Here is a 24,004-nt window from a genome sequence, read left to right as displayed (position 1 = left end):
CCGGGGCCGATCGACGGATATTCCGCCGACCGGCCCCGGGCTTACGACACCGTGCGATGTGCCTCGCGCTTACGCGCGGGGCTTCTCGCGCATCTCGTACGTCGCGATGACGTCGTCGACCTTGATGTCGTTGAAGTTTCCGAGGTTGATACCACCCTCGAAGCCCTCGCGGATCTCGGTGACGTCGTCCTTGAAGCGGCGCAGACCGGAGATGGTGAGGTTCTCGGCGATGACCTTGCCATCGCGCAGGAGCCGCGCCTTGGTGTTGCGCTTGACCTCGCCGGAGCGGATGAGCACACCCGCGATGTTGCCCAGCTTGGACGAGCGGAAGATCTCGCGGACCTCCGCCGTACCGAGCTCGACCTCTTCGTACTCCGGCTTGAGCAGACCCTTGAGGGCCGCCTCGATCTCCTCGATGGCCTGGTAGATCACCGAGTAGTAGCGGACGTCGACGCCCTCGCGCTCCGCCATCTGCGCGGCACGGCCGGCCGCACGGACGTTGTAGCCGATGACGATGGCGTCGGAGCCCATCGCCAGGTCGATGTCGGACTCGGTGACCGCACCCACACCGCGGTGCAGGACGCGGATGTCGACCTCTTCGCCGACGTCGAGCTGGAGCAGCGAGGACTCCAGGGCCTCGACCGCACCGGACGCGTCGCCCTTGATGATGAGGTTGAGTTCCTGGACCAGACCGGCCTTGAGGACCGAGTCCAGGTCTTCCAGGGACACCCGGCGGACACGCTTGGCGAAGTTGGCGTTGCGCTCACGCGCAGCACGCTTCTCGGCGATCTGACGGGCCGTACGGTCCTCGTCGACGACGAGGAAGTTGTCGCCGGCGCCGGGGACGTTGGTGAGACCCAGGACCAGGACGGGGGTCGACGGACCCGCTTCCTCGACGTTGTTGCCCTTGTCGTCGAGCATCGCGCGGACTCGGCCGTACGCGTCGCCCACGACCATCGTGTCGCCGACGCGGAGGGTACCGCGCTGGACGAGGACGGTGGCGACGGCACCGCGGCCGCGGTCGAGGTGGGACTCGATCGCAATACCCTGAGCGTCCTGCTCCGGGTTGGCGCGCAGGTCGAGCGAGGCGTCGGCGGTGAGGACGACGGCCTCCAGCAGGGAGTCGATGTGCAGACCCTGCTTGGCGGAGATGTCGACGAACATCGTGTCGCCGCCGTACTCCTCGGCGACCAGACCGAACTCGGTGAGCTGACCGCGGACCTTGGTCGGGTCGGCACCCTCGACGTCGATCTTGTTGACCGCGACGACGATCGGGACGCCGGCGGCCTTGGCGTGGTTCAGCGCCTCGATCGTCTGCGGCATGACGCCGTCGTTGGCCGCGACCACGAGGATCGCGATGTCGGTCGACTTGGCACCACGGGCACGCATGGCGGTGAACGCCTCGTGACCCGGGGTGTCGATGAAGGTGATGCGACGCTCTTCGTCGTTCACGTCGGTGGAGACCTGGTAGGCACCGATGTGCTGGGTGATGCCGCCGGCCTCGCCCGCAACGACGTTCGTCTTGCGGATGGCGTCGAGCAGTCGGGTCTTACCGTGGTCGACGTGACCCATGACGGTCACGACCGGCGGACGCGGCATGAGGAATTCCTCGCCGCCCTCGTCCTCGCCGAACTCGATGTCGAAGGTCTCCAGGAGCTCGCGGTCCTCCTCCTCCGGGCTGACGATCTGAACGGTGTAGTTCATCTCGTCGGCGAGGAGCTGGAGGGTCTCGTCGGAGACGGACTGCGTGGCAGTGACCATCTCGCCGAGGTTCATCATGACCGCGACCAGCGACGCCGGGTTGGCGTTGATCTTCTCCGCGAAGTCGGTGAGGGACGCACCGCGCGACAGGCGAACGGTCTCGCCGTTGCCGCGGGGCAGCATCACGCCGCCCACGGACGGGGCCTGCATGGCCTCGTACTCCTGGCGCCTCTGACGCTTCGACTTGCGGCCGCGACGTGCCGGACCGCCGGGACGGCCGAAGGCGCCCTGCGTGCCGCCACGGGCACCGGGACCGCCGGGACGGCCACCGAAGCCGGGACGACCGCCGCCACCGGCACCGGCGGGACCGCCGCCGAAGCCGCCGGGACGCGGGCCGCCGAAGCCGCCGCCGCCCGCGGGACGCGAGCCCGGACCGGCCGGACGGCCGGCGAAGCCGCCGCCGGGACGACCGGCGCCACCGGGACGCGGGCCACCGGCACCGGGGCCGCGGCCGCCGGGGCCGCCACCGGGACGCGGACCGGGACCACCGGCAGCGGGACGCTGCGGCATCATGCCCGGGTTCGGACGGTTACCACCGGGAGCACCACCCGGACGCGGGGCGCCGCCCTGCGGACGGGGCATGCCGCCCGGGGTCGGACGGGCGCCGCCGGGACCCTGCGGGCGCGGAGCGCCGCCGGGACCGCCCTGCGGGCGCGGAGCACCCTGGCCGCCGCCGGCGCCGGGGGCACCGGGACGGGGCGCACCGGCCGGACGGGGCGCCTGCGGGCGCGCCATGCCGGTGGAGCCGCCGGAGGTGAAGGGGTTGTTGCCCGGACGGGGACCGGCCGGACGGGCGCCCTGGGGACGCGGGGCCTGCGTGCCACCGGGCCGCGGGGCCTGGGTGCCGGGGGTGCCGGCCGGACGCGGGGCGCCGGGACGGGAACCGGGCTGGCCCGGGGCCGCGGGACGCTGCTGCGCCGGACGCGGGCCGGGGGTCGCACCCGGACCGGCGGGACGCTCGGCGCGCGCCGGGGCGGCCGGAGCCGACGGCGGCGCGGTGAACTCGGTCGCCACGGGAGCCGCCGGAGCGGGCTTCGGGGCGGCCGGGGCCTTCGGGCCGGGACGCGGGCCGGGAGCGGCCGGGGTCACCGGGGCGGACGCGGCCGGAGCCTCGGCAGCGGCCGGCTTGGGGGCCGGTGCGCCGGGCTTGGGGGCGGCGGGACGTGCAACGGCGCCGGGGGTGGGCACCCCGGGCTTGGCGGGCGCGGCCTTGCGGGGCGCGCCCGGCTTCGCAGCGGACTTGCCGGCGTTGCCGCCGGGCCCCTGCAGTGCGTCAGTCAACTTGCGTACAACCGGCGCCTCGATCGTCGAGGACGCCGAACGGACGAACTCACCGAGTTCCTGGAGCTTGGCCATGACGACCTTGCTCTCAACTCCGAACTCCTTGGCGAGTTCGTATACCCGGACCTTAGCCACTTCGCTCCTTTTAGGTCCGGGTTACGCCGGACCGTCGCTACTTCATGGGCGTACTCATCGCGTACTCATCGAGTGCTCATCGCAATCTCGACCTACTTCCAACTCGCGAGGTACCTGACCGCACGGGGTATCCGTGCCGTGCTTCTTCGTACGTTTCTTACGGTGTCGCCTCGGCCTGGTCGGCCACGGCCTTGTGCAGCTCCGCCGTGTCGAGTGCTCCCGGGGCCCGCAGGGCCCGGGGGAACGCTCTGCGGCGGACCGCCTTGTCGAGACAGACCACGGCAGGGTGCAGGTATGCACCCCGGCCGGGCAGCGTACCGCTTGGATCAGGGACGCATTCGTCCTCGATCGCCACGATGCGCAGCAGATCGCTCTTGGCCGCTCGCTCCCGGCACCCCACACAGGTGCGTTCGGGGCATGCGCGGGCTTGCGTCCGGCCAGACACGCCTAAGTCTACCTCCCCGCACCGACCTCACCCCTTCGGGCGAAAAATCGAACGGATGTTGTCGAGTTCTGCTGTCCTGATCCTGTCTACCCGTCGGACAGCTCCGACGGACAGCGGTTTTATTCCCCGCCCCGGTCCCGGTCTGCGTCCGGGGACGGCTCGGTGTCGGGGCGGATGTCGATGCGCCAGCCGGTCAGGCGCGCGGCGAGGCGGGCGTTCTGCCCCTCCTTGCCGATCGCCAGCGACAGCTGGTAGTCGGGCACGGTCACCCGGGCGGAGCGCGAGTCCCAGTCGACGACCTCGACCTTGCTCACCCGGGCGGGTGACAGCGCGTTCGCGACCATCTCCGCGGGGTCGTCCGACCAGTCGACGATGTCGATCTTCTCGCCGTGCAGCTCGGCCATCACGTTCCGGACGCGGGCGCCCATCGGGCCGATGCACGCGCCCTTGGGGTTGAGGCCCGAGCGGGTGGAACGCACGGCGATCTTGGTGCGGTGGCCGGCCTCGCGGGCGATCGCCGCGATCTCGACGCTGCCGTCGGCGATCTCCGGGACCTCCAGCGCGAACAGCTTCTTCACCAGGTTGGGGTGGGTCCGCGACAGGGTCACCGACGGACCGCGGACGCCCTTCGCCACCCGTACGACGTACGCCTTGATGCGCAGGCCGTGGGTGTACTCCTCGCCGGGGACCTGCTCCTGCACCGGCAGGATGGCCTCCAGCTTGCCGATGTCGACCAGGACGTTCTTGGGGTCCTTGCCCTGCTGGACGACACCGGTGATGACGTCGCCCTCGCGGCCCGCGAACTCGCCGAAGGTCAGGTCGTCCTCGGCGTCGCGCAGACGCTGGAGGATCACCTGCTTGGCGGTCGTGGCGGCGATCCGGCCGAAGTCCGACGGCGTGTCGTCGAACTCCTTGGGCTCCTGCCCCTCCTCCAGGTCCCGCGGGTCCTCGGTCGCCCACACGACGACGTGCCCGTTGGTGCGGTCCAGCTCCACGCGTGCGCGCCGGAAGCTGCCCTCGGTGCGGTGGTACGCGATGAGGAGGGCCGACTCGATCGCCTCGACGAGCAGGTCGAAGGAGATCTCCTTCTCCCGGACCAGACCCCGCAGGGCACTCATGTCGATGTCCACGGCTACGCCTCCTCTTCCTTCTTGTCCTTGCGGTTGAACTCGATTTCGACACGCGCCTTGGCGATGTCGGTGAAAGCAATGCGGCGGGCGGTCGCCTTGCGGCCCTTCACGCCCGGAACTTCGAGGTCCAAGCCCTCTTCGTCGACACCGAGGATGCGGGCGATCAGTTCCCCGGCACCCTTGTCACCTTCGGCGGACAGCTGGAACTTCACGAGACGGCCCGTCGCCCGGACGTAGTGACGGTGCTCGGTCAGCGGGCGGTCGGCGCCCGGCGAGCTGACTTCGAGGACGTACTCGTCCTCGCCCATCACGTCGGTTTCGTCGAGCTTGTCGGAGACCTCGCGGCTCAGCTCGGCGCACGCGTCCAGCTCCACGCCCTCGTCGGAGTCCACGATGATGCGCAGCATCCGGCGCTTGCCGGCCCTGGACATCTCGATGTCCTCAAGATCCAGGCCCTTGGCGGCGACGAGCGGCTCCAGCAGTCCGCGCAGCCTGTCGCTCTGGGTGGTGCTCATCCGGGTGACTCCTCGGCCGCGTGTGCTGTTGTGGTTTTCCGTCGCGTGTCAGGTCAAAGGGTATCCGGTCGCGGAGGGTGTTGCCGTCCGCCCTGGGGGCGGGGCCCCGGGTACGGTGATCACACCCTGCCGGACCCCACCTCAAGGACGTCGCCGTGCCCTGGACCATGTCTTCGAGGCTCTCGCGAAGGAGCCTGCTCGCCGGCGCCGCCGGCGTCGGCGGCGCCGCGTTGCTCACCGGGTGCTCCGACGGCGCCGGCGCCGCCGGCGCGGACACCGGTGTTCCACTCGAACGGCGGATGCGCGCATCGGCCGTTCGGGACAGTGAGCGACTGCTGGAACGTTACGACGCGACCGCCGCCGCCCATCCGGCCCTCGCCGGGCGCCTGGCACCGCTGCGTGCCTCGGTGGCCGCGCACGCCACCGCCCTGGCCGCGCCGGAGGCCTCCCCCGCACCGCCGTCCGGCGCGGCGTCCGCCGCCGCCTCCCCCGCACCGGCCGGCGCGGCCGCGCCGAGCGGCGAACCGGTGCCCGCCGGGCCCGAGGAGGCCCTGACCGCGCTCGCCGACGCCGAGCGCAGCCTGGCCGAGGCCCGCACCATCGCCCTGTCCGGGGCGCCCGGGGAGCTGGCCCGGCTGCTGGCCTCGGTGGCGGCGTGCGGCGCCGTCCACGCGTACCTGCTGACCTCGACCCCCGGAGCCACGCCGTGAAGCCCGAACCCTCCCCCGCCAACCGGGCCCTGCAGGCCGCGCAGTCCGCGCTCGCCGCCGAACACGCGGCGGCGTACGGATACGGGGTGATCGGCGCGCGCGCCGGGGCCGCCCGGGCCGCCGAGGCCCGGGAAGCGTACGGCGGCCACCTCGCGCGGCGTGACGCGCTGGCCCGCACGGTCCGCGGGATGGGCGGCTCGCCCCGCGCGGCGGAGGCGGCGTACGCCCTGCCCTTCGAGGTGCGCGGCCCGGCCGACGCGGAGCGGCTCGCCGCCGAGATCGAGGACCGGGTGGCGGGCGCGTACTCCGATCTGGTGCGGGCCTCGGACGGCCGGCTGCGCCGCGAGGCGGCCGACGCACTGAGCGCCGCGGCCGTGCGCGCGGCACGCTGGCGGGGGGTCGGCGTAGCCTTCCCTGGGCTCACGGAACGCGCCGACCGAGCCCCCACCAGCTGAAAGGGACCACGCACGCATGGCTTTCGAACCGCCGCAGCGGCTCGTACGGGCGCTCGGCGAGACGCCGGAATCGGCGCAGGACGCGGACTGGCTGGAGCAGTTGCCCCGGCTCACCGAGGCGGCGCTGGCCCGGCGTGACGTACGGGCCCAGCGGGTGCAGGCGCCGGGCGGCCGCAGCAGCCTGGTCGTCCTCGTCCAGTACGACGACGGCACCCCGGCCGCGCTGAAGCTGGCTCCCCCGCACGCCCGGCCGGACCGGGAGCTGGCCGCCCTGGCGCACTGGGGCGGGTTCGGAGCCGTACGGGTGCTCGACACCCGTCACCACGCGCAGGACGGGGCGCTGCTGCTGGAGCGGCTGCACCCCGAGGTGTCGCTGCGGTCGCTGCCGGAGGCGAAGTCCTTGCTGGAGGCGTGCGGGACGCTGCGCCGGCTGTGGGTCGCCCCGCCGGCCGGGCACCCCTTCGAGACGGTGGCGCAGCGCACCGCCCGGCAGGCGGAGGCGCTGCGCAAGGCCCCCGCGGAGGCCGAGGCGCTGGCCTCCGCCGCGCTGGCGATCCGCGAGGAGCTGACCGCCCTGCCCCCCGAGGAACTGCTGCTGCACGGGAACTTCCGGCAGGGCAAGGTGCTGGCGGGCGAGCGGGCCCCGTGGCTGGCGGTCGGCCCGGACCCGCTGATCGGCGAGCGGGCCTACGACCTGGCCCGGCTGGTGCGGGACCGGCTGGAGGACCAGGTGGCCTCCTCGGCCGGGGCCGCGGGCGCCCGGCGCCGGGTGAACCGGCTCGCCGACGCACTGGAGGTGGACCGGGAGCGGCTGCGGGGCTGGACGGTGTTCCGGGCGGTGGAGTCCGGGAACCGGGCCCTGGCCGCGGGGCGGCGCCAGGAGGCGGAGCTGCTGCTGGAGTTCGCCGCCTGGTTGTAGGGCATACCGTGGATGGATAGGGAGATATGCCCTGCAGGAGGCCGTCATGGTCCAGGAACTGCTGACAGCGGTCATCGCCTCGGGTGTGGGAATCGCGGCTGTCGCGGCCACCGCCGCACGGGTGGTGAGGCAGTACGAGCGAGGCGTGGTCTTCCGCTTCGGCCGGCTGCGGGAGGGCGTCCGCGGGCCGGGCTTCACCATGATCATCCCGGGGGTCGACCGGCTCCGGAAAGTGAACATGCAGATCGTGACGATGCCGGTGCCCGCGCAGGAGGGCATCACCCGGGACAACGTCACCGTGCGGGTGGACGCCGTGGTGTACTTCAAGGTCGTGGACGCGGCGAACGCGATCATCGAGGTGGAGGACTACCGCTTCGCGGTCTCGCAGATGGCGCAGACCTCGCTGCGCTCGATCATCGGCAAGTCGGACCTGGACGACCTGCTGTCCAACCGGGAGAAGCTGAACCAGGGCCTGGAGCTGATGATCGACAGCCCGGCGGTCGGCTGGGGCGTGCAGATCGACCGGGTCGAGATCAAGGACGTCTCGCTGCCGGAGACGATGAAGCGCTCCATGGCACGGCAGGCGGAGGCGGACCGGGAGCGCCGGGCCCGGGTGATCAACGCGGATGCCGAGCTCCAGGCCTCGAAGAAGCTGGCCGAGGCGGCGGCGGTGATGTCGGAGCAGCCGGCGGCGCTGCAGTTGCGGCTGCTGCAGACGGTGGTGGCGGTGGCCGCGGAGAAGAACTCCACGCTGGTCCTGCCGTTCCCGGTGGAGCTGCTCCGCTTCCTGGAGCGCGCGGCGCCCGCGCCGGGCACCGGCCCGGGCGCCCCGGGCGAGACGTCGGCCGAAGCGCCGGGCGCCGTGCCGGGCGGGGCCTCGGGGGCGGACCGCGGAGCGGTCACCGGCCCGGCCCCGGCGCCGGCCCCGGCGGGGGCCGGCGCTGCGGGCGAGGCCCTGGATCCGCCGGCCGTCGGCCGGTCCGTGGACGGCTCGCCGCCGCCCGCGGAGGCCGACGAACCGTGCGGTTAGCCACGGCGCGGGGCTACGCGCGGGCCGTCAGGCGGGCGAGGGCGTCCGCGACGGGGAGCTCCTCGCGGGTGCCCGTGGCACGGTGCTGGAGTTCGACCACGCCGTCCGCCGACCGGCGCCCCGCCACCAGGATCCAGGGGACACCGATCAGCTCCGCGTCGGTGAGCTTCACGCCCGGCGAGAGCCCCGCCCGGTCGTCCAGCAGGACCCGCAGGCCGGCCTCCGCCAGGGTGGTGGCCGCCGATTCCGCGAGCGCCAGCTGGACGGCCTTGCCCGCCGCCACCACGTGGACGTCCGCAGGAGCCACCTCGGCCGGCCAGGCCAGGCCCCGTTCGTCCGCGGTCTGTTCGGCCAGCGCCGCCACCGCCCGCGAGACGCCGATCCCGTACGAGCCCATCGTGACCCGCACCGGCTTGCCCTCCTTGCCGAGGACGTCGAGGCCGAAGGCGTCCGCGTACTTGCGGCCCAGCTGGAAGATGTGCCCGATCTCGATCGCCCGGTCCAGCCGGAGCCCGGCGCCGCAGCGCGGGCAGGGGTCGCCCGGCTCCACGACGACCACGTCCAGGTACCGGTCGACCTCGAAGTCCCGCCCGCACACCACGTTCCGCGCGTGCGTGTCGGCCCGGTTGGCTCCCGTCACCCACGAAGTGCCGGGCGCGACACGGGGGTCGGCGAGGTAGCGGAGCTTGCCCCGGCCCTGCGGGCCGACGTAGCCGCGGACCAGGTCGGGGCGGTCGGTGAAGTCCTCCGCGGTCACCAACTCCACGACCGCGGGGGCGAGATGCTCGGCGAGCTTGCCGAGGTCCACCTCCCGGTCCCCCGGCACGCCCACGGCCGTGATCTCGCCGTCGACCTTCACCAGCAGGTTCTTCAGCGTCGCCGACGCGGGGACGCCCAGGTGGGCCGCCAGCGTCTCGATCGTCGGGGTGTCGGGGGTGTCCACCTCCTCCAGCGCGGGGTGCTCGGCCTCCACCGGGGTCAAGGGGAAGGTCACCGCCTCCGTGTTCGCCGCGTAGTCGCAGGACGGGCAGTCCACGAAGGTGTCCTCCCCGGCCGCCGCCGGCGCCAGGAACTCCTCCGACGCCGAGCCGCCCATCGCCCCGGACACCGCCGAGACGATCCGGTGGTCCAGCCCCAGGCGCGTGAAGATCCGCTGGTAGGCGGCGCGGTGCAGGGCGTAGGACTGTTCCAGGCCCTCCTCGCCCACGTCGAAGGAGTACGAGTCCTTCATCTGGAACTCGCGTCCGCGCAGCACTCCGGACCGCGGCCGGGCCTCGTCCCGGTACTTGGTCTGGATCTGGTAGAGCATGACCGGCAGGTCCTTGTACGAGGTGCACTGGTCCTTCACCACCAGGGTGAAGATCTCCTCGTGCGTCGGCCCCAGCAGGTAGTCGGCGCCCTTGCGGTCCTTGAGCCGGAACAGCAGGTCCCCGTACTCCGACCAGCGTCCGCTGACCTCGTACGGCTCCTTGGGCAGCAGCGCCGGGAGCAGCACCTCCTGGGCGCCGATGGCGTCCATCTCCTCGCGGACGATGCGCGCGACGTTGTCCAGGACCTTCTTGCCGAGCGGCAGCCAGGTCCACACGCCCGCGGAGCTGCGCCGGACGTACCCGGCGCGGACGAGGAGCCGGTGGCTGAGCGTTTCCGCGTCGGCCGGGTCCTCGCGGAGGGTCTTGGCCATGAGGCGGGACATGCGCTGCACGTGTTGCGTAGACATGCCGCGAGGCTATCGGGGGCCGCCCGGACGCCGGAAACGAATTCGCCGCCTCCGGGGCCGGCGGATCAGGGCCGGCGCAGCGGCAGCGGGGCCCCCATGACGGCGTACGGGAGGCTCGCGCTCGGGAAGTGCACCTGGCGGGCGAGGTCCCGGTAGCCGAGGGCCCGGTAGAGTCCGCGGGCCGGGCTCTCGGTGTCGATGGCGGACAGGATCGAGCGGGGCTCCTCGGCGGTGTCGGTGATCCGGGTAATCAGGGTGCGGCCGACCCCGTGCCCCTGGAACCCGGGGTGGACGTGCAGCTCGGTGATGACGAAGGAGTCGTCGAGCCAGCCGTCGTGGCCCTCGGCCCGCAGGTACGGCTCGACGACGGAGGACCACCAGTACGCCCGGTCGTTCGGCATCCCGTACACGAACCCCGCGAGCGCCCCGTCCTCGGTGAACGCGCCGAGGGCACGGGCGCCGCGGCAGCCCATGTGGCGCTGGACGATGTAGCGGCGGATGCCGATCTCCTCCTCGCTGAGCCCGAAGGCGACGGCCTGCACGCGCAGGGCCTCGTCCACGCGGGCGGCGAGGTCGAGGGGACCGATGCGGAGTCCGGCCGGACGGGCGGGGTCATGGCCCTCGGAGGTAGGCAGCATGCGGGTGACCTTACTGGGCGGTCCGGGCGTGCCGGTATGCCCCCGGCGGTCAGAACAGGACGCTCATGAAGGCGCCGACCTCACGGAAGCCGACCCTCCGGTACGCCGCCCGCGCGGCGGTGTTGAAGTCGTTCACGTACAGGCTGACCACGGGCGCGACATCGCGGAGCGCGAACTCGACGACGGCCGCCATCCCGGTCTCGGAGTGTCCCCGCCCGCGGAATTCAGGGTCCACCCAGACGCCCTGGATCTGGCACGCGTTCGCGGTCGCGGCGCCGATCTCGGCCTTGAAGACGACCCTGCCGTCCTCGACGCGGGCGAAGGAACGGCCGGCGGCGACGAGCTCGGCGACCCGGGCCTGGTAGAGCAGGCCGCCGTCGCCCGCGAGCGGGGAGACGCCGACCTCCTCGGTGAACATGGCCACGCACGCCGGCATGATCAGGTCCATCTCGTCCTTGCGGATGCGGCGGACCAGCGGGTCGGGCCGCACGTCGGCCGACGGCCGGTCGGTCACCATGAGCGGCTGGTGGGAGCGGACGTCCCGGGCCGGCCCCCAGCTGGGTTCCAGGAGCTGCCACAGCAGCCGGGTGGCGTCGGCAGGACCCACGATGGAGGAGCAGCGGCGGCCGGTGCGCCGGGCCCGGTCGGCGAAGGCGCGGACGGCGTCGGGGCCGGCGCAGACGGGGACCAGGTTGGCGCCCGCGTAGCACAGGGAGCGCAGCTCGCCGTCGGCGTACCAGCCCCACATCTCGCCGCCCAGGCGCCAGGGGTCGAGTCCGGCGACCTGGACCCGGGAGGTGACGAAGGCGTTCTCGACCGGCTCGCGCCCGAGGATGCCGAGCGCGGCGTTCAGGTCGCTGGGCTCAAGGACCCGGGTGGTGGTCTGCGTCAACACTGGGGGCCTCACCATAAAGTCTGCTGATCTCCGAACTGTACCCGCCGTCACCTGAGGATGCCTGGTCCCGCAGGTCACGAAAAAGCCCCGGCCCCGCCCGCGAGCTGCGGGAACGGGGCCGGGGCACGGGGCCTGTCCGAGCCGGGCACGCCCTGGGTTGTCCGGGTGTCCGGGACCTGCTCAGACGCCGATCGCGACGGTGGGCTCGCCGGAGGCGATGCCGTCGGCCTCCATCTGCGCGGCGATCTTCATGGCCTCTTCGATGAGGGTCTCCACGATCTTCGACTCGGGGACGGTCTTGATGACCTCGCCCTTGACGAAGATCTGCCCCTTGCCGTTGCCGGAGGCGACACCAAGGTCGGCCTCGCGGGCCTCGCCGGGGCCGTTGACGACGCAGCCCATGACGGCGACGCGCAGCGGGACCTCCATGCCGGTGAGTCCCGCCGTGACCTCCTCGGCCAGCTTGTAGACGTCCACCTGGGCGCGGCCGCAGGAGGGGCAGGAGACGATCTCCAGGCGGCGCGGCTTGAGGTTCAGCGACTCCAGGATCTGGATGCCGACCTTGACCTCCTCGACCGGCGGGGCCGAGAGGGAGACGCGGATGGTGTCGCCGATGCCCTCGGAGAGCAGCGCGCCGAAGGCGACGGCGGACTTGATGGTGCCCTGGAAGGCGGGGCCGGCCTCGGTGACGCCGAGGTGCAGCGGGTAGGTGCACTGGGCGGCGAGCTGGCGGTAGGCGTTGACCATGACGACCGGGTCGTTGTGCTTGACCGAGATCTTGATGTCGCTGAAGCCGTGCTCCTCGAAGAGGGAGGCCTCCCACAGTGCGGACTCGACCAGGGCCTCGGGGGTGGCCTTGCCGTACTTCTTCAGCAGCCGGGCGTCGAGCGAGCCCGCGTTGACGCCGATGCGGATCGGGGTTCCCGCGTCGGCGGCGGCCTTCGCGATCTCCTTGACCTTGTCGTCGAACTGCTTGATGTTGCCCGGGTTGACGCGGACGGCGGCGCAGCCCGCGTCGATCGCGGCGAAGACGTACTTCGGCTGGAAGTGGATGTCGGCGATGACCGGGATCTGCGACTTCTTCGCGATGACGGCGAGGGCGTCGGCGTCGTCCTGCGTCGGGCAGGCCACGCGGACGATCTCGCAGCCGGAGGCGGTCAGCTCGGCGATCTGCTGGAGCGTGGCGCCGATGTCGGAGGTACGGGTGGTGGTCATGGACTGCACCGACACGGGTGCGTCGCCACCGACGGCCACCGAACCGACCTGGATCTTGCGGCTGACCCTGCGGTCGGCAAGCTTCGTCGGCACGGCCGGCATTCCGAGAGAGATGGCAGTCATCTGCTGTGCAACCCCAAGGTGTGGATCAAGGTCCCGAGATCGGCGGGCTCCAGCCTTCGAGGTTACGCCAACCCCCGGGCGGCCCGTGCATCCGAGGGGGCCCCACCACCCGAACGTAGGGAGCCGGGCACGCTTCGTGCCCGGCTCCCCGCGTCATGCCGCACATGCGGTCGAACTAGGTGATCTTGATCGGATTCACCACGTCGGCCACGAGCACGAGCAGGGTGAAGCAGACGAAGACGCCGGCCACCACGTACGCGGCGGGCATCAGCTTCGCCACGTCGAACGGGCCGGGGTCGGGGCGCCGGAAGACCCGGGCCACCATGCGCCGGACCGACTCCCACAGGGCGCCCGCGATGTGCCCGCCGTCCAGCGGCAGCAGCGGCAGCATGTTGAACAGGAACAGGGACAGGTTGAAGAAGCCGACGAGCTGGAGGAAGAACACCAGCCGCTGTTCGGCCGGGATGTCCAGCGTGGCGATCTCGCCGCTGATGCGGGCCGCGCCGACGATGCCGGTCGGGGAGTCGGGCTCCCGCTCGCCGCCGGCGAAGGCCGCGTTCCACAGGGCCGGGATCTTGGAGGGGAGCTTGACGAGCCCCTGCACGCTGTTGTCGACGACGTCGCCCATCCGGTCCACGGACTGGCCGAAGGTGAGCTGGGCGATCTCGCTCCTGGGGCTGAAGCCGAGCCAGCCGGCGGTCACGTACTGCCCCTTGACGTATCCGCCGTGGCCGTCGGTCTTGGCCACCTTGTTCTCGATCAGGTTGACCGGCAGGGTCAGGCTCTGCCCGTCGCGCTCGACGGTGACGGTGGCGGGGCCGACGGTGTCGCGGATCCGCTTCTGCAGGGCGGCCCAGTCGGTCACCTTGTGCCCGTCGAAGGCCGTGATCCGGTCGCCCGCCCGCAGGCCCGCGGCCTTGGCGGGGGCCACCGGGTCGCCGTCCCGGCAGACCTCGCGCTTCTCGCTCTGCTGGATGACGCAGGGCGAGACCGTGCCGACCTGGGTGGTCGTCCGGTCGACGCCGAAGGTCATCCAGACGCCGAAGAAGACCGCCAGCGCCAGCACCAGGTTCATGAAGGGGCCCGCGAACATCACGATCACGCGCTTCCAGGGCTTGCGCGTGTAGAAGAGACGCGTCTCGTCGCCGGGCTTGAGCTCCTCGTACGCCGCCGACCGCGCGTCCTCGATCATGGAGCGGAACGGGGAGGTCGAGCGGGCGGTGACCTTGCCGTCCTCGCCGGGCGGGAACATCCCGATCATCCGGATGTAGCCGCCCATCGGGATGGCCTTGATCCCGTACTCGGTCTCGCCCTTGTGCCGCGACCAGATGGTCGGGCCGAAGCCGACCATGTACTGGGGCACGCGGATGCCGAAGAGCTTGGCCGTCGAGAGGTGGCCGAGCTCGTGCCAGGCGATGGAGACGAGCAGCCCGAATACGAAGATGAGTATCCCGAGCACCGTCATGAGTGCTGTCATGCGCGCGCCTCCACGGCGGCCCGTGCCGCCATCTCCTGGGCCCGGGCCCGGGCCCAGGCCTCTGCTTCGAGGACGTCCTGGACGGTGAGGGAGGTTCCCGCGTCCGGCGTCCCGTGCTCGTCGACCACGGCAGAGACCGTATCCATGATTGCCGTGAACGGCAGCCGACCGGCCAGGAACGCCTCCACGCACTCCTCGTTCGCCGCATTGAAGACGGCGGGGGCCGTGGAGCCGAGGGCGCCCACGTGCCGGGCGAGGCCGACCGAGGGGAAGGCTTCGGTGTCCAGCGGGAAGAACTCCCAGGTGGAGGCCTTGGTCCAGTCGAAGGCGGGGGCCGCGTCCGGGATCCGCTCGGGCCAGCCGAGGCCGATCGCGATCGGCCCGCGCATGTCCGGCGGGGTGGCCTGGGCGAGCGTGGAACCGTCGGAGAACTCCACCATCGAGTGGACGTACGACTGCGGATGGACCACGACCTCGATGCGGTCGAAGGGGATGTCGTAGAGCAGGTGCGCCTCGATGACCTCCAGGCCCTTGTTGACCAGGGTCGCGGAGTTGACGGTGATCACCGGTCCCATGGCCCAGGTGGGGTGGGCGAGGGCGTCCTGCACGGTCACACGGGCCAGTTCGGCCCGGGTGCGGCCGCGGAAGGGGCCGCCGGAGGCGGTGACCACGAGCTTGCGCACGTCGGCGCGGGTTCCGGCGGCCAAGGCCTGGAAGAGGGCCGCGTGCTCGGAGTCGACCGGGATGATCTGGCCGGGCCGGGCGAGGGCCTTGACCAGCGGCCCGCCCACGATCAGCGATTCCTTGTTGGCCAGGGCCAGCGTCCGGCCCGCCCGCAGCGCGGCGAGGGTCGGTGCGAGGCCGATCGAGCCGGTGATCCCGTTGAGGACGGTGTGGCACTCGGAGGCGGCGAGCTCGGCCGCGGCATCGGGCCCGGGCAGGATCTGCGGCAGCGGCTCGGAGGCACCGTACTGGGCGCTCAGCGCCTCTTTCAGGGCCGGTACGACGTCCTCGCGGGCGACGGCCACGGTGTTCACCCGCAGCAGCCGCGCCTGCTCGGCCAGCAGCCCGACCCGGCCGCCGGCGGCGGACAGCGCGGTCACCCGGAAGCGGTCCGGGTGGCGCAGGGCGAGGTCGATGGCCTGGGTCCCGATGGACCCGGTGGACCCGAGGATGACGATGTCCCTGCGGCCTTCCGCGGTGTCGAAGAGGACGTGCGGATCGGCGAGGGGGGCTGGGCGGTCGCTCATGCCCCCATTGTTGCGGCAACTCAGGACCGGTTGGACACGGAGTCCCCGTGAACGACACCGGCGAGCAGTTCGGGCAGCGTCCCGGCGAAGTCGGGCAGCGCGCGGGCGGCCCGCCACCAGGCGTCGGTGTCCGCGGCCAGGGCCGCGTCGAGGAGCCGGTCCGCCTCGGCGCGGGCGGCGAGGACCGCCTGGTGCCGGTCGTGGCGGTCGGGGTAGTCGGTGTCCCCCAGCCAGTGGTCCTCGTCCAGGGCCCAGGCGGCGGGGGCCTTGTGCCGGATCACGTCCTCGCCGGTGAGCACGCCGCGGTCGAGGCAGGCGCGGACCCACCGGACGTCCTCGTGGAGGTCTCCCATGGCGTTCGGCACTCCGAGGCTGGCCAGGGCCAGTTCACGGTTCAGCGGGTCGTTCGGCCACCACGGGGAGCGGGGCGCCAGCGCGTCCACGGCCTCGTCCAGGCCCGGGACGGCGGCTGCGGGGGAGGCCGCCGATCCGTCGGCCACCGCGGCGGCCAGTTGCGGCAGGGTGCCGGGGAAGCCGGGGGCGTGCCGCCGCAGCTCGGCCCACAGGCGCGGGTCGTCGCCGAGGGCCGGGCGCAGCACCCGCATCAGGGCGGAGCGCATCCCGGCCCATTCGGCCAGGTTCCAGGCGAAGCGGCCGATGGCGTGCGCCTGCCCCAGCAGCAGGGTCCGGTGGGCGGGGGCCACGGCGGCGGCGAGCTCGTCGAAGGTGAGGGTGCCGGTGCGGACGGACCGTACGGCGGGGCGGATCCAGGCGGGCCCGTACGTCTCCTGGCCACGGGTGTCGAGCAGGGCGAGACAGACGCTCCGCTCCAGCCCGCCGACCAGCAGCAGGGCCTCCACCGAGCCGGGCGGCAGCGGGGCGCGGGCGTGCTCGCGCAGCAGGACCGCGGGGTCGAGCTCGTGCGGGAGGGACAGGACGTCGAGGGGTATCCGCGGTCGGCGGCTGCCGTGCCGGCGCAGCAGCGCGACGAGCTCCCCGGAGGTCAGCGGGGGGCCGGGCTCGCGGCCCAGTTCGGCGTGGAGGGTGGCGGTCAGCCCGGGCGAGGGGGCCGGGCGGGCCGCGTACCGGGCGGGCCCGGGCAGGCCGGGCAGGGGGCGGCCGAGGACGTGCGGGTTGCGGGCGATGGTGCGGCGGTCCTCGTCGGTGCCGTGGCGCAGGAGCAGCGTGACGACGGGGGCCGGGAGGTACTCGTCGCGGCACAGGAACCGGCGGGTGGGCGCGTCGAGCCGCCCGAGGAGGTCGCAGGTGACGGCGTCCGGTGCGTGGCGCAGCAGGAGCGCCACGCACCAGGCGAGCCGCCGGCTCTCCCTGTCCACGTTCACATGCATCCGATTCCCCGTCGCCGCTCGCGTACGCCTCTCCGGCGTGCGGCGATGATCGCAGGTCAGCGGATGGGGCGGTGCACGTTTTTCTGCGTGGAGGGGCCGGGGGCGGCGTCCGCGATCCAGGGGCCGTCGCCGGAGGGGTCGAGTACGCCCTCCTCCAGCCAGTCGTAGGTGCCGGAGAGCACCCCGGCGACGACCTTGCGGTCGAGGTCGTCGGTGTTGGACCAGAGCCGGCCGAAGAGCTCCTCGACCCGGACCCGCGACTGCCGGCAGAAGGCGTCCGCGAGCTGGTAGGCCTCGCGGCCGTGGTCTCCGGCGCCGCGCAGGTGCTCGGCGCGTACGCAGGCCGCGCTCATGGCGAAGAGTTCGGCGCCGATGTCGACGATCCGGCCGAGGAAGCCCTGTTTGGTCTCCATGCGGCCCTGCCAGCGGGCCATGGCCAGGAACATCGTGCGGGCGAGTTTGCGGGCGCTGCGCTCGACGTAGCGCAGGTGGCCGGAGAGGTCGGTGTGCCCGGCGGGGTGGAAGGCGCGGTAGCTGGCGGGCAGCTGGCCGGGGCCGGTGGCCAGCTTGGGCAGCCAGCGGGCGTAGAAGCCGGCGGCGCGGGCGCCGGCCCTGGCCTTGTCGCCGAGTTCCTTTTCGGGGTCGATGAGGTCGCCGGCGACCGACAGGTGGGCGTCGACGGCCTCGCGGGCGATCAGCAGGTGCATGATCTCGGTGGAGCCCTCGAAGATCCGGTTGATGCGCAGGTCGCGCAGCATCTGCTCGGCGGGGACGGCGCGCTCGCCGCGGGCGGCGAGGGACTCGGCGGTCTCGAAGCCGCGGCCGCCTCGGATCTGGACCAGGTCGTCGGCCATCCGGCAGGCCATCTCGGAGCCGTAGAGCTTGGCGAGGGCGGCCTCGATGCGGATGTCGTTGCGGTCCTCGTCGGCCATCTGGGAGGCGAGGTCCACGACCGCTTCTAGGGCGAAGGTGGTGGCGGCGATGAAGGAGATCTTGGCGCCGACCGCCTCGTGCCGGGCGACGGGCCGGCCCCACTGCTCGCGTACGGCGGACCATTCGCGGGCGATCCGCAGGCACCATTTGCCCGCGCCGACGCACATGGCGGGCAGGGAGAGCCGGCCGGTGTTGAGGGTGGTCAGGGCGATCTTGAGCCCGGCGCCCTCGGCGCCGATCCGCTGGGCTGCCGGCACCCGGACCCGGTGGAAGCGCGTAACGCCGTTCTCCAGGCCGCGCAGGCCCATGAAGGCGTTGCGGTGCTCGACGGTGATCCCGGGCGAGTCGGCCTCGACGACGAAGGCGGTGATCCCGCCGCGGTGGTTCTCGGACTTCGGGACCCGCGCCATGACCACCAGCAGGTCCGCCACGACGCCGTTGGTGGTCCACAGCTTCACGCCGTCGAGGACGTACGCGTCCTCGCCGTCCGGGACGGCGGTGGTGGCCAGCCGGGCCGGGTCGGAGCCCACGTCGGGCTCGGTGAGCAGGAAGGCGCTGATGGCGGTGGTGGCGCAGCGCGGCAGGTAGGTGTCCTTCTGCTCCTGCGTGCCGAACATCTTCAGCGGCTGGGGGACCCCGATCGACTGGTGGGCGGAGAGCAGGGCGCCGATGGCCGGGCTGACGGAGCCGACGAGGGCCAGTGCCTTGTTGTAGTACACCTGGGTGAGGCCGAGACCCCCGTACTTGGGGTCGATCTTCATGCCGAGGGCGCCGAGTTCCTTGAGTGCGCGCACGGTCTCGTCGGGGATCCTCGCCTCGCGTTCGATCCTCGCCGGGAGGCCTGCGGCGAGCTCGCGCTCGCAGAAGTCCCGCAGCCGGGCCAGGAAGGCCTCGCCGCGCCGGACGTCCTCGTCGGCGGGCATCGGGTGCGGGTGGATCAGGTCGAGCCGGAAGTGCCCGAGGAACAGTTCCTTGGCGAAGCTGGGCTTGCGCCAGTCCTGTTCCCGGGCCGCTTCCGCGACCTGCCGTGCCTCGCGCTCGGTCACCTTGGGCTGTGTTGCGGACATGAGGGGACTCACCTCGCCGCCGGAGTCGGTGGGACCGGCCCTACCGGCCGGTGCTACCTGTGAGTCGTACCCTGTCCGGCTCCTCGGGAAAAGCCGGGACGGTCCGAGTGAGGGAAAACGGCTCCGGCTGGACACCTGCCTCCGGGCGAGTGAGCCGAAGGGGCCCGCCGGCGAAGGAGGGCGAAGGCCCGGGGAAATCGTGAGGAAGGAGCGATTTCGAGGACGTAAGCCCTCCTGGAGCCGGCATCAGCGCCCCGGAGGCGAACCGAGCCCCAAAAGAGGCGGATCCAGTGCTCCGCGGGCAAGCCGGAGAACGCCTGCAGTCCCTCCGCGTCGTCCGTGAGCCGTGTGAGGGTCTGTCCAGTCAACCGGTGCAACCGGGGCTGGCGTGGCTGCGGTCCGGACGACGCGAAGGGCGTTGTCCACGTGGTTCCCACGTGGACAACGCCCTTCGGTGTTCTCGCCACCGCGTCAGCTCACCGCACGGTCTTCGAGCCGAGTTCGCCCGGTGTCTTCGGCACCCACGGGCTCACGGCGACGGCTTCCCCGGGATCCGGCTCGGCCATGGTCACCTTCCAGGCGTCCTTGCCGTTTGCGTTCGTGGCCAGGACCTGGATCTGCTTGATCTGGCCGGTGTCGTGGAAGTAGAGCACGACCTCCTGTCGGACGGAGCCCTCGTCGTAGAACTCCGCGGTGACCTTCCCCGCGGCGCCCTTGCCGAACGCCTTGATCCAGTTCTCGGCGGTCTTCTCGGGCACGCCCTTGCCGGCGGCGTCCCCCTTCCTGTCCGCCAGGCCCGCCAGGGCGTCGGCCTTCCCGTCCGCGATCCGCCACACCACCTGTTGGGTGATCCCCAGCGATCCCGTGGACGGGTAGCCGACCACCGCCAACGGCTGGTGGTTGGCGTAGTCAGTGGCGTAGCGCGCGTCCCCGGCGTCATGGGCGCCCCCGGCCGAGCAGGCGCTCAGCGTGCTGAGGGCGACTGCGGCGGCGACGGCAAGAGCGGGAAGGACGGCCACGCGTCGGGCCGGGCGGGACTTCATCGGGACCTCGGCCGCAGGGCGCCGATCTCCACGATCGGGTTGTTGCCCGAGTTGTTCCTCGCCATGATCGCCGGCAGCGTGCTGTGAGCTTCGTACCCGTGCTGGGCGATCAGGACGACCCCTCGACTGATGCCCGTCACGACTGCCGCATGGTTGTACGCATTGTCCTTCTTCCATCGGAAGAACAGGATGTCACCCGGCTGGAGGTTGTAGCTCCGGTTGACGTAGCCCGGCTGACGGTAATCGAACAGATGCGTGAACAGGTTCTGGGCGCCGGACCAGGTGTTGCTGTTCTTCTTCCAGGAGGTGGGGGGATTCTTCCACCAGGCGCTGTTGCTCCACCAGAATCCGGAGCGCATCTTCATGCCGCCACCGTAGTAGAGGGCCTTGGACACGAAGTTCGTGCAGTCGTTGCTGCCGTACTCCCGCGGTACCCCGGTGTTGTTGAAGGCCCAGTTGCCAGTGCCCGAGCCGTTGACGTAAGAGGCGGTGACGGCACCGGCCGCGGAGGTCTGCCTCGTGGGGAAGCCGTCGGCGCCGAGCTCAATGGAGTCCGTGAACCCGGTGGGCACGCCGGCGGAATCGGCAGGCGTGGCCACCACCTGGGATCCCGCCGCGGCGGTGGAGGAGAGGGTCTGCCCGGCCTCGCTGTCGTCGGCCTCGCTCGTCAGCTTCACCGAGCCGCCGGCCAGGCTGAACACGAAGCGCTTGAAACCGCGATCCTCGGAAACCTGGTCGACGCCGTCGACCCGCAGGGTCGCCGTCTGGATGACCGAAGTCCGCACCACTACCTGGTCGGCCGCACTGTTGACGATCACGGTGTCCGTCAGGGCCGAGGAAATGCCGACGTAGGAATGCCCCTGCGTCGCCAGGGCTTCCCGGCCTCCCACGATGGCGGCTTCCTGCACACCGAGGACCTCGCGGAAGATCCCGCCGTAGGGGGATTCGGCGGCGGCATCCGCGGTGGTGAGGCTCACCCCCGTGGTGACCTTGTTTCGGGCGCTCAGGTATGCCTGGACGTAGTCCTTGTAGGAGGCGCTTCCCCCGGACACCGCGGTGCCCCGGACCAGTGCGGACCGCGACACGGGGCCGCTGCCGACACCGTTCTTCGCCGTCACCGCGACCCGGTAGGAGAGCGAGTTGTCCAGCCCGGAGAAGACGGCACGACGCTCCGCTCCCTCCCAGGTTCCGACCACGGTGCCGTCGCTCTTCTCGGCCTTCGCCACGTAGCTGATGTCACCGGTCGCACCCCCGTCGAGGGGAGCGTTCCAGGTGGCGAGGAGTCCCGTGTCACCGGCCGTGGGCACCACGTCGGTGAGGGCTCCCGGGGCGGTCGGCGGCAGGTACTCAATCGTCAGCCGCGGGCGCAGGGCGGGGTCCGCCGCCGCATCCGAGTAGTAGGCCGCCCCGGCCGCACCGGCGGGAACGGTCAGGGCCATGCCCTCGTTCGCGCGGTCGGTCCACGACTGCACCAGCATGCCGAAGTCGACCTCGGCCAGCGGGGTGCCGGAGGCGTAACTCTCGCTGCCGGCGGCCGTGAGCAGGTCCTTGCCGCTTTGGGCGGGGGACCAGGGGGCGGACAGCTCGTACACGCCCGGCTTCTGCACCTCGCACTGCGTGGTGCAGTCGGCCCTGGTCAGGGCCAGCTTGGCGGAGGTGAGCCGGGCTCCCTTCGGCAGGGCGCCGAGGTCCGCCTTCAGGTGGGTGGCCCACACGTGCCCGTCGGCCGGACCGACCCGGAGCCGGCCGCCCGGTACGGTGGCGCAGCCGGCCGCGTCGCAGTCGGTGGCGGCCGATACTCCCGCCAGCGCCGAGCCGGTGACGACCAGGGACTGCGTCGCCGGCATGGTGGGCAGCGGCTGGAGGCGGACCGTCAGGTTCTGCTCGGCCGACCACGGCGAGCAGCCGACGCCGTCGCAGGTCCGGACGGACCAGCGGTAGCTCGCGCCGTCCGTCAGCTTGCCCTCCGGAATCTCCAGGGCCGCTCGGCTGCCGCTCTCCACCCAGACGGGCGGCAGGGGCAGACCGGGTACCGGGTTGCCGGCCGAGTCCTTGAACGAGAACTCGGCGCTCACGCGGGTCTGTGCCGGGGTCGTGACGATCGCGGACAGGATGGGTGTCAAAGTCTGCTGTGCACCGGCCTGGAGGTCCTGCGGGGCGTCGGGCAGCGGGCTGACGGTGAAGGTGGACCAGTTGGACCACGGGGACCAGCTGGCGCTGTAGTGCGTTCCATCGTAGGGCGAGGTACGGAACCGGTACATGTGCCCGTGCTGGAGCACGCCCGCGGGTACGACGACCGAGGCAGGGGTGCCTGCGGGCACGAACGGCGACACCATGGTATTGCCGACCTGGGTGTTTGTGGCCGCGTCGAAGATCTGGAAGGTGCCGTTGACCTGGTCACCGTCCTTGTCCGCGAACGTGTCGCGCAGGGTCGGCGTCGTCGTGTCGACACGCCAGGCCGGCGTCTTGTCCTGAACGAAAGGAGGACCGGCCTCCTGCTTCGTACCGGTCTGCGGCCGGTAGTTGTAGTTCACGGTCAGCTTGGGCGGATTGGCCGTGGCGTTCGCCGAGTTGACTCGCTTCCACTGCCCGATCACCGACTCCGACGAGGCGCGCAGACCCATGCTGGACAGGGCAGCCTTCGCGGACGCCCAGGTCTGCACGAGAGTGGTCACGTCGGCATTGATCCAGCCGTCTGGTGCCGAGGCGCAGCCGGGATTGCCACGGGTCTCGGTGGAGGTGGCGTACTTGGTGTTCATGACCGGCTGGTTCGTCCAGCGCGACGCGGTGGTCGGGGTACCGGCGTCCCAGACCTCCCACGGCTGCGCGACGCAGTCGGTGTTGCCCGAGTGGAAGTTCCACAGGCTCAGGCTCGCGCTGGAGACCAGAGAGTCCGCGATGGGCGCGGTGTTCCAGGTGATGAACGAACGCGCGGTGCGGAAGGTGCCGTCCGCGTTCTTCGTACCCGGGTTGCCGAGGTCCAGCTCGGTGTCGTTCGACCAGTCGACCGTCTCACCTTTAGGCAGTTCAAACTCTCAATCGGACAAGGGGGACACAACTCGCGCCGCGGTGACGCACTTCACCTCACACGCGCGTTCAAGGCTGCCGAGAGTGGCGAGGGTTGACAGGTCAGCGCGTTGCTTGACCTGCTGGAACGAGGCGCCGGTGAACAGGATGGAAGCCAGGCTGCGGCCAGTTGCGGGTGGGCTGTGCGGATCCGCCGGGCGGCCTCCGCAGCCTGCGCGGGAGTGAGGGGCTCGGGTGCGGGCCGGTGTCTCCGGGGGCCGGCTCACCCGCGGGACACCCCGGGCTTCTGGGACCGAGTCGCCGACATGTGCGGCCTCTGCCTCGCCCCGCCCGATGGCGCGGTGCTGCTGCCCAACGACGAGAAGACGGCGATCGCGGCCCGTTCCCGTCGCCATCCCGGCCGGCCGCCTGGAGTGCCGGTGCGGAAGGAGCTTGGGTACCGCCGACACGGCACCACCGCCATCCGGTACACGCTGCCGCGGGCTGGAGAGGGGGCGAACGTGATTCACCAGTGCGGGTCGGTCAACGTCGAGGACTTGTGGCAGCGCGCGGCAGCGCTGCCGCCGGCCCGCGGCGTCCGGCTGACCAGTCAGTTACACGCGACGTCGGTCGATGTGGAGCGCGGTGCCCGCCTCGATCAGCACGACGCAGTCGTTGAAATACGGACCACGTTGCTGTTGACCGCCGCGTACTCGGCGGCTTCCGGCGGCGACCGGTCGACGGCGCTTGGGCTGCTCGACGAAGCGGAGGAAGACACCGAGCGCCTGCCGGAGGTCCAGGGCCTCTTCACCGTGGGGGCGACCCGAGCGCAGGCCGATGTCTAACGCATCGGCGTCCGCCATGGCCGGGAGAGTGGCCCTTGTGTTCCGTTACTCCATAGGAGCCAGCC

At 72.0% G+C, this 24,004-nt stretch carries 19 protein-coding genes and 1 pseudogene; 5 read left to right on the top strand and 15 right to left on the bottom strand.

Annotated features, from left to right (window positions below; all coding sequences use genetic code 11):
* Positions 1 to 69: 69 nt before the first annotated feature.
* The 4 genes from infB to rimP form a co-directional block, all read right to left on the bottom strand.
* Positions 70 to 3,177 (bottom strand): translation initiation factor IF-2, encoded by a 3,108-nt coding sequence (gene infB, locus ABZ128_RS12095; protein WP_356847815.1) that lies wholly within the window; start codon positions 3,175 to 3,177, stop codon positions 70 to 72.
* Positions 3,178 to 3,334: 157 nt separating this feature from the next.
* Positions 3,335 to 3,622: a YlxR family protein gene (locus ABZ128_RS12090; RefSeq protein WP_356847814.1), complete on the bottom strand. Its 288-nt coding sequence runs from the start codon at positions 3,620 to 3,622 to the stop codon at positions 3,335 to 3,337.
* A 119-nt stretch (positions 3,623 to 3,741) separates the two neighbouring features.
* Positions 3,742 to 4,752 (bottom strand): transcription termination factor NusA, encoded by a 1,011-nt coding sequence (gene nusA / locus ABZ128_RS12085; RefSeq protein WP_356847813.1) that lies wholly within the window; start codon positions 4,750 to 4,752, stop codon positions 3,742 to 3,744.
* A gap of 2 nt (positions 4,753 to 4,754) precedes the next feature.
* Positions 4,755 to 5,267, bottom strand: a complete 513-nt coding sequence (rimP, locus tag ABZ128_RS12080) for a ribosome maturation factor RimP (RefSeq protein ID WP_356847811.1) — start codon at positions 5,265 to 5,267, stop codon at positions 4,755 to 4,757.
* A 155-nt stretch (positions 5,268 to 5,422) separates the two neighbouring features.
* On the opposite strand from rimP, the gene ABZ128_RS12075 reads away from it, so the two are divergent.
* The 4 genes from ABZ128_RS12075 to ABZ128_RS12060 are packed head-to-tail and all read left to right on the top strand — an operon-like array spanning position 5,423 to position 8,381.
* Positions 5,423 to 5,977 carry a hypothetical protein gene (locus tag ABZ128_RS12075; protein WP_356847809.1) on the top strand — a complete coding sequence of 185 codons (555 nt, stop codon included), beginning with the start codon at positions 5,423 to 5,425 and terminating at the stop codon, positions 5,975 to 5,977.
* Positions 5,974 to 6,432, top strand: a complete 459-nt coding sequence (locus tag ABZ128_RS12070) for a ferritin-like domain-containing protein (protein WP_356847808.1) — start codon at positions 5,974 to 5,976, stop codon at positions 6,430 to 6,432. Before ABZ128_RS12075 ends, ABZ128_RS12070 begins: the two co-directional genes overlap by 4 nt.
* 16 nt (positions 6,433 to 6,448) lie before the next feature.
* Positions 6,449 to 7,351 carry an aminoglycoside phosphotransferase family protein gene (locus ABZ128_RS12065; RefSeq protein ID WP_356847807.1) on the top strand — a complete coding sequence of 301 codons (903 nt, stop codon included), beginning with the start codon at positions 6,449 to 6,451 and terminating at the stop codon, positions 7,349 to 7,351.
* Between the two features lie 46 nt (positions 7,352 to 7,397).
* On the top strand, positions 7,398 to 8,381 hold the full coding sequence (locus ABZ128_RS12060) for an SPFH domain-containing protein (protein ID WP_356847806.1): 984 nt from the start codon (positions 7,398 to 7,400) through the stop codon (positions 8,379 to 8,381).
* A gap of 13 nt (positions 8,382 to 8,394) precedes the next feature.
* Here the strand turns inward: ABZ128_RS12060 and ABZ128_RS12055 are convergent, their stop codons facing one another.
* The 11 genes and pseudogenes from ABZ128_RS12055 to ABZ128_RS12005 form a co-directional block, all read right to left on the bottom strand.
* Positions 8,395 to 10,098, bottom strand: coding sequence for a proline--tRNA ligase (locus ABZ128_RS12055; protein WP_356847804.1), 1,704 nt, complete (start codon positions 10,096 to 10,098; stop codon positions 8,395 to 8,397).
* Between the two features lie 65 nt (positions 10,099 to 10,163).
* The gene (locus ABZ128_RS12050) at positions 10,164 to 10,736 is read right to left on the bottom strand and encodes a GNAT family N-acetyltransferase (RefSeq protein ID WP_356847803.1); all 573 of its coding nucleotides are present in this window, start codon (positions 10,734 to 10,736) and stop codon (positions 10,164 to 10,166) included.
* A 49-nt stretch (positions 10,737 to 10,785) separates the two neighbouring features.
* Positions 10,786 to 11,646, bottom strand: coding sequence for a GNAT family N-acetyltransferase (locus tag ABZ128_RS12045; protein WP_356847801.1), 861 nt, complete (start codon positions 11,644 to 11,646; stop codon positions 10,786 to 10,788).
* Positions 11,647 to 11,811: 165 nt separating this feature from the next.
* Entirely contained in the window at positions 11,812 to 12,969 is a 1,158-nt protein-coding gene (gene ispG, locus ABZ128_RS12040) for a flavodoxin-dependent (E)-4-hydroxy-3-methylbut-2-enyl-diphosphate synthase (protein ID WP_356847799.1), read from the bottom strand.
* 175 nt (positions 12,970 to 13,144) lie between these two features.
* Positions 13,145 to 14,446 (bottom strand): site-2 protease family protein, encoded by a 1,302-nt coding sequence (locus ABZ128_RS12035; RefSeq protein ID WP_356847798.1) that lies wholly within the window; start codon positions 14,444 to 14,446, stop codon positions 13,145 to 13,147.
* Positions 14,443 to 15,696: a 1-deoxy-D-xylulose-5-phosphate reductoisomerase gene (dxr, locus tag ABZ128_RS12030; protein WP_356847796.1), complete on the bottom strand. Its 1,254-nt coding sequence runs from the start codon at positions 15,694 to 15,696 to the stop codon at positions 14,443 to 14,445. Before dxr ends, ABZ128_RS12035 begins: the two co-directional genes overlap by 4 nt.
* A gap of 20 nt (positions 15,697 to 15,716) precedes the next feature.
* Positions 15,717 to 17,033: a hypothetical protein gene (locus ABZ128_RS12025; RefSeq protein WP_356847795.1), complete on the bottom strand. Its 1,317-nt coding sequence runs from the start codon at positions 17,031 to 17,033 to the stop codon at positions 15,717 to 15,719.
* A 68-nt stretch (positions 17,034 to 17,101) separates the two neighbouring features.
* Positions 17,102 to 19,045, bottom strand: coding sequence for an acyl-CoA dehydrogenase family protein (locus ABZ128_RS12020; RefSeq protein ID WP_356847793.1), 1,944 nt, complete (start codon positions 19,043 to 19,045; stop codon positions 17,102 to 17,104).
* A 476-nt stretch (positions 19,046 to 19,521) separates the two neighbouring features.
* Positions 19,522 to 20,088 (bottom strand): hypothetical protein, encoded by a 567-nt coding sequence (locus ABZ128_RS12015; protein ID WP_356847792.1) that lies wholly within the window; start codon positions 20,086 to 20,088, stop codon positions 19,522 to 19,524.
* Positions 20,085 to 21,935, bottom strand: coding sequence for an amidase domain-containing protein (locus ABZ128_RS12010; protein WP_356847855.1), 1,851 nt, complete (start codon positions 21,933 to 21,935; stop codon positions 20,085 to 20,087). Before ABZ128_RS12010 ends, ABZ128_RS12015 begins: the two co-directional genes overlap by 4 nt.
* Positions 21,936 to 22,241: 306 nt before the next feature.
* Positions 22,242 to 23,114 (bottom strand): annotated as a pseudogene (locus ABZ128_RS12005) (DNRLRE domain-containing protein); the annotation flags it as partial.
* A gap of 342 nt (positions 23,115 to 23,456) precedes the next feature.
* Between ABZ128_RS12005 and ABZ128_RS12000 the strand changes: the two are divergent.
* Positions 23,457 to 23,939, top strand: coding sequence for a hypothetical protein (locus tag ABZ128_RS12000; RefSeq protein WP_356847791.1), 483 nt, complete (start codon positions 23,457 to 23,459; stop codon positions 23,937 to 23,939).
* Positions 23,940 to 24,004 lie beyond the last annotated feature (65 nt).

Origin of the sequence: Streptomyces sp. NPDC006326 (assembly GCF_040612915.1) — a bacterium.
In the GTDB taxonomy this organism is placed as follows: Bacteria; Actinomycetota; Actinomycetes; order Streptomycetales; family Streptomycetaceae; genus Streptomyces.
The sequence above is the reverse complement of the archived record's forward strand: the minus strand, read 5'-3'. Positions and strand labels throughout refer to the sequence as shown.

Excerpts from the sequence above, each read along its gene's own strand:
- rimP (WP_356847811.1), bottom strand. The coding sequence starts at position 5,267 with ATGAGCACCACCCAGAGCGACAGGCTGCGCGGACTGCTGGAGCCGCTC.
- ABZ128_RS12065 (WP_356847807.1), top strand. The coding sequence starts at position 6,449 with ATGGCTTTCGAACCGCCGCAGCGGCTCGTACGGGCGCTCGGCGAGACG.
- ABZ128_RS12060 (WP_356847806.1), top strand. The coding sequence starts at position 7,398 with ATGGTCCAGGAACTGCTGACAGCGGTCATCGCCTCGGGTGTGGGAATC.
- ABZ128_RS12055 (WP_356847804.1), bottom strand. The coding sequence starts at position 10,098 with ATGTCTACGCAACACGTGCAGCGCATGTCCCGCCTCATGGCCAAGACC.
- ABZ128_RS12050 (WP_356847803.1), bottom strand. The coding sequence starts at position 10,736 with ATGCTGCCTACCTCCGAGGGCCATGACCCCGCCCGTCCGGCCGGACTC.
- ABZ128_RS12045 (WP_356847801.1), bottom strand. The coding sequence starts at position 11,646 with ATGGTGAGGCCCCCAGTGTTGACGCAGACCACCACCCGGGTCCTTGAG.
- ispG (WP_356847799.1), bottom strand. The coding sequence starts at position 12,969 with ATGACTGCCATCTCTCTCGGAATGCCGGCCGTGCCGACGAAGCTTGCC.
- ABZ128_RS12035 (WP_356847798.1), bottom strand. The coding sequence starts at position 14,446 with ATGACAGCACTCATGACGGTGCTCGGGATACTCATCTTCGTATTCGGG.
- dxr (WP_356847796.1), bottom strand. The coding sequence starts at position 15,696 with ATGAGCGACCGCCCAGCCCCCCTCGCCGATCCGCACGTCCTCTTCGAC.
- ABZ128_RS12020 (WP_356847793.1), bottom strand. The coding sequence starts at position 19,045 with ATGTCCGCAACACAGCCCAAGGTGACCGAGCGCGAGGCACGGCAGGTC.
- ABZ128_RS12015 (WP_356847792.1), bottom strand. The coding sequence starts at position 20,088 with ATGAAGTCCCGCCCGGCCCGACGCGTGGCCGTCCTTCCCGCTCTTGCC.
- ABZ128_RS12010 (WP_356847855.1), bottom strand. The coding sequence starts at position 21,935 with ATGCCGGCGACGCAGTCCCTGGTCGTCACCGGCTCGGCGCTGGCGGGA.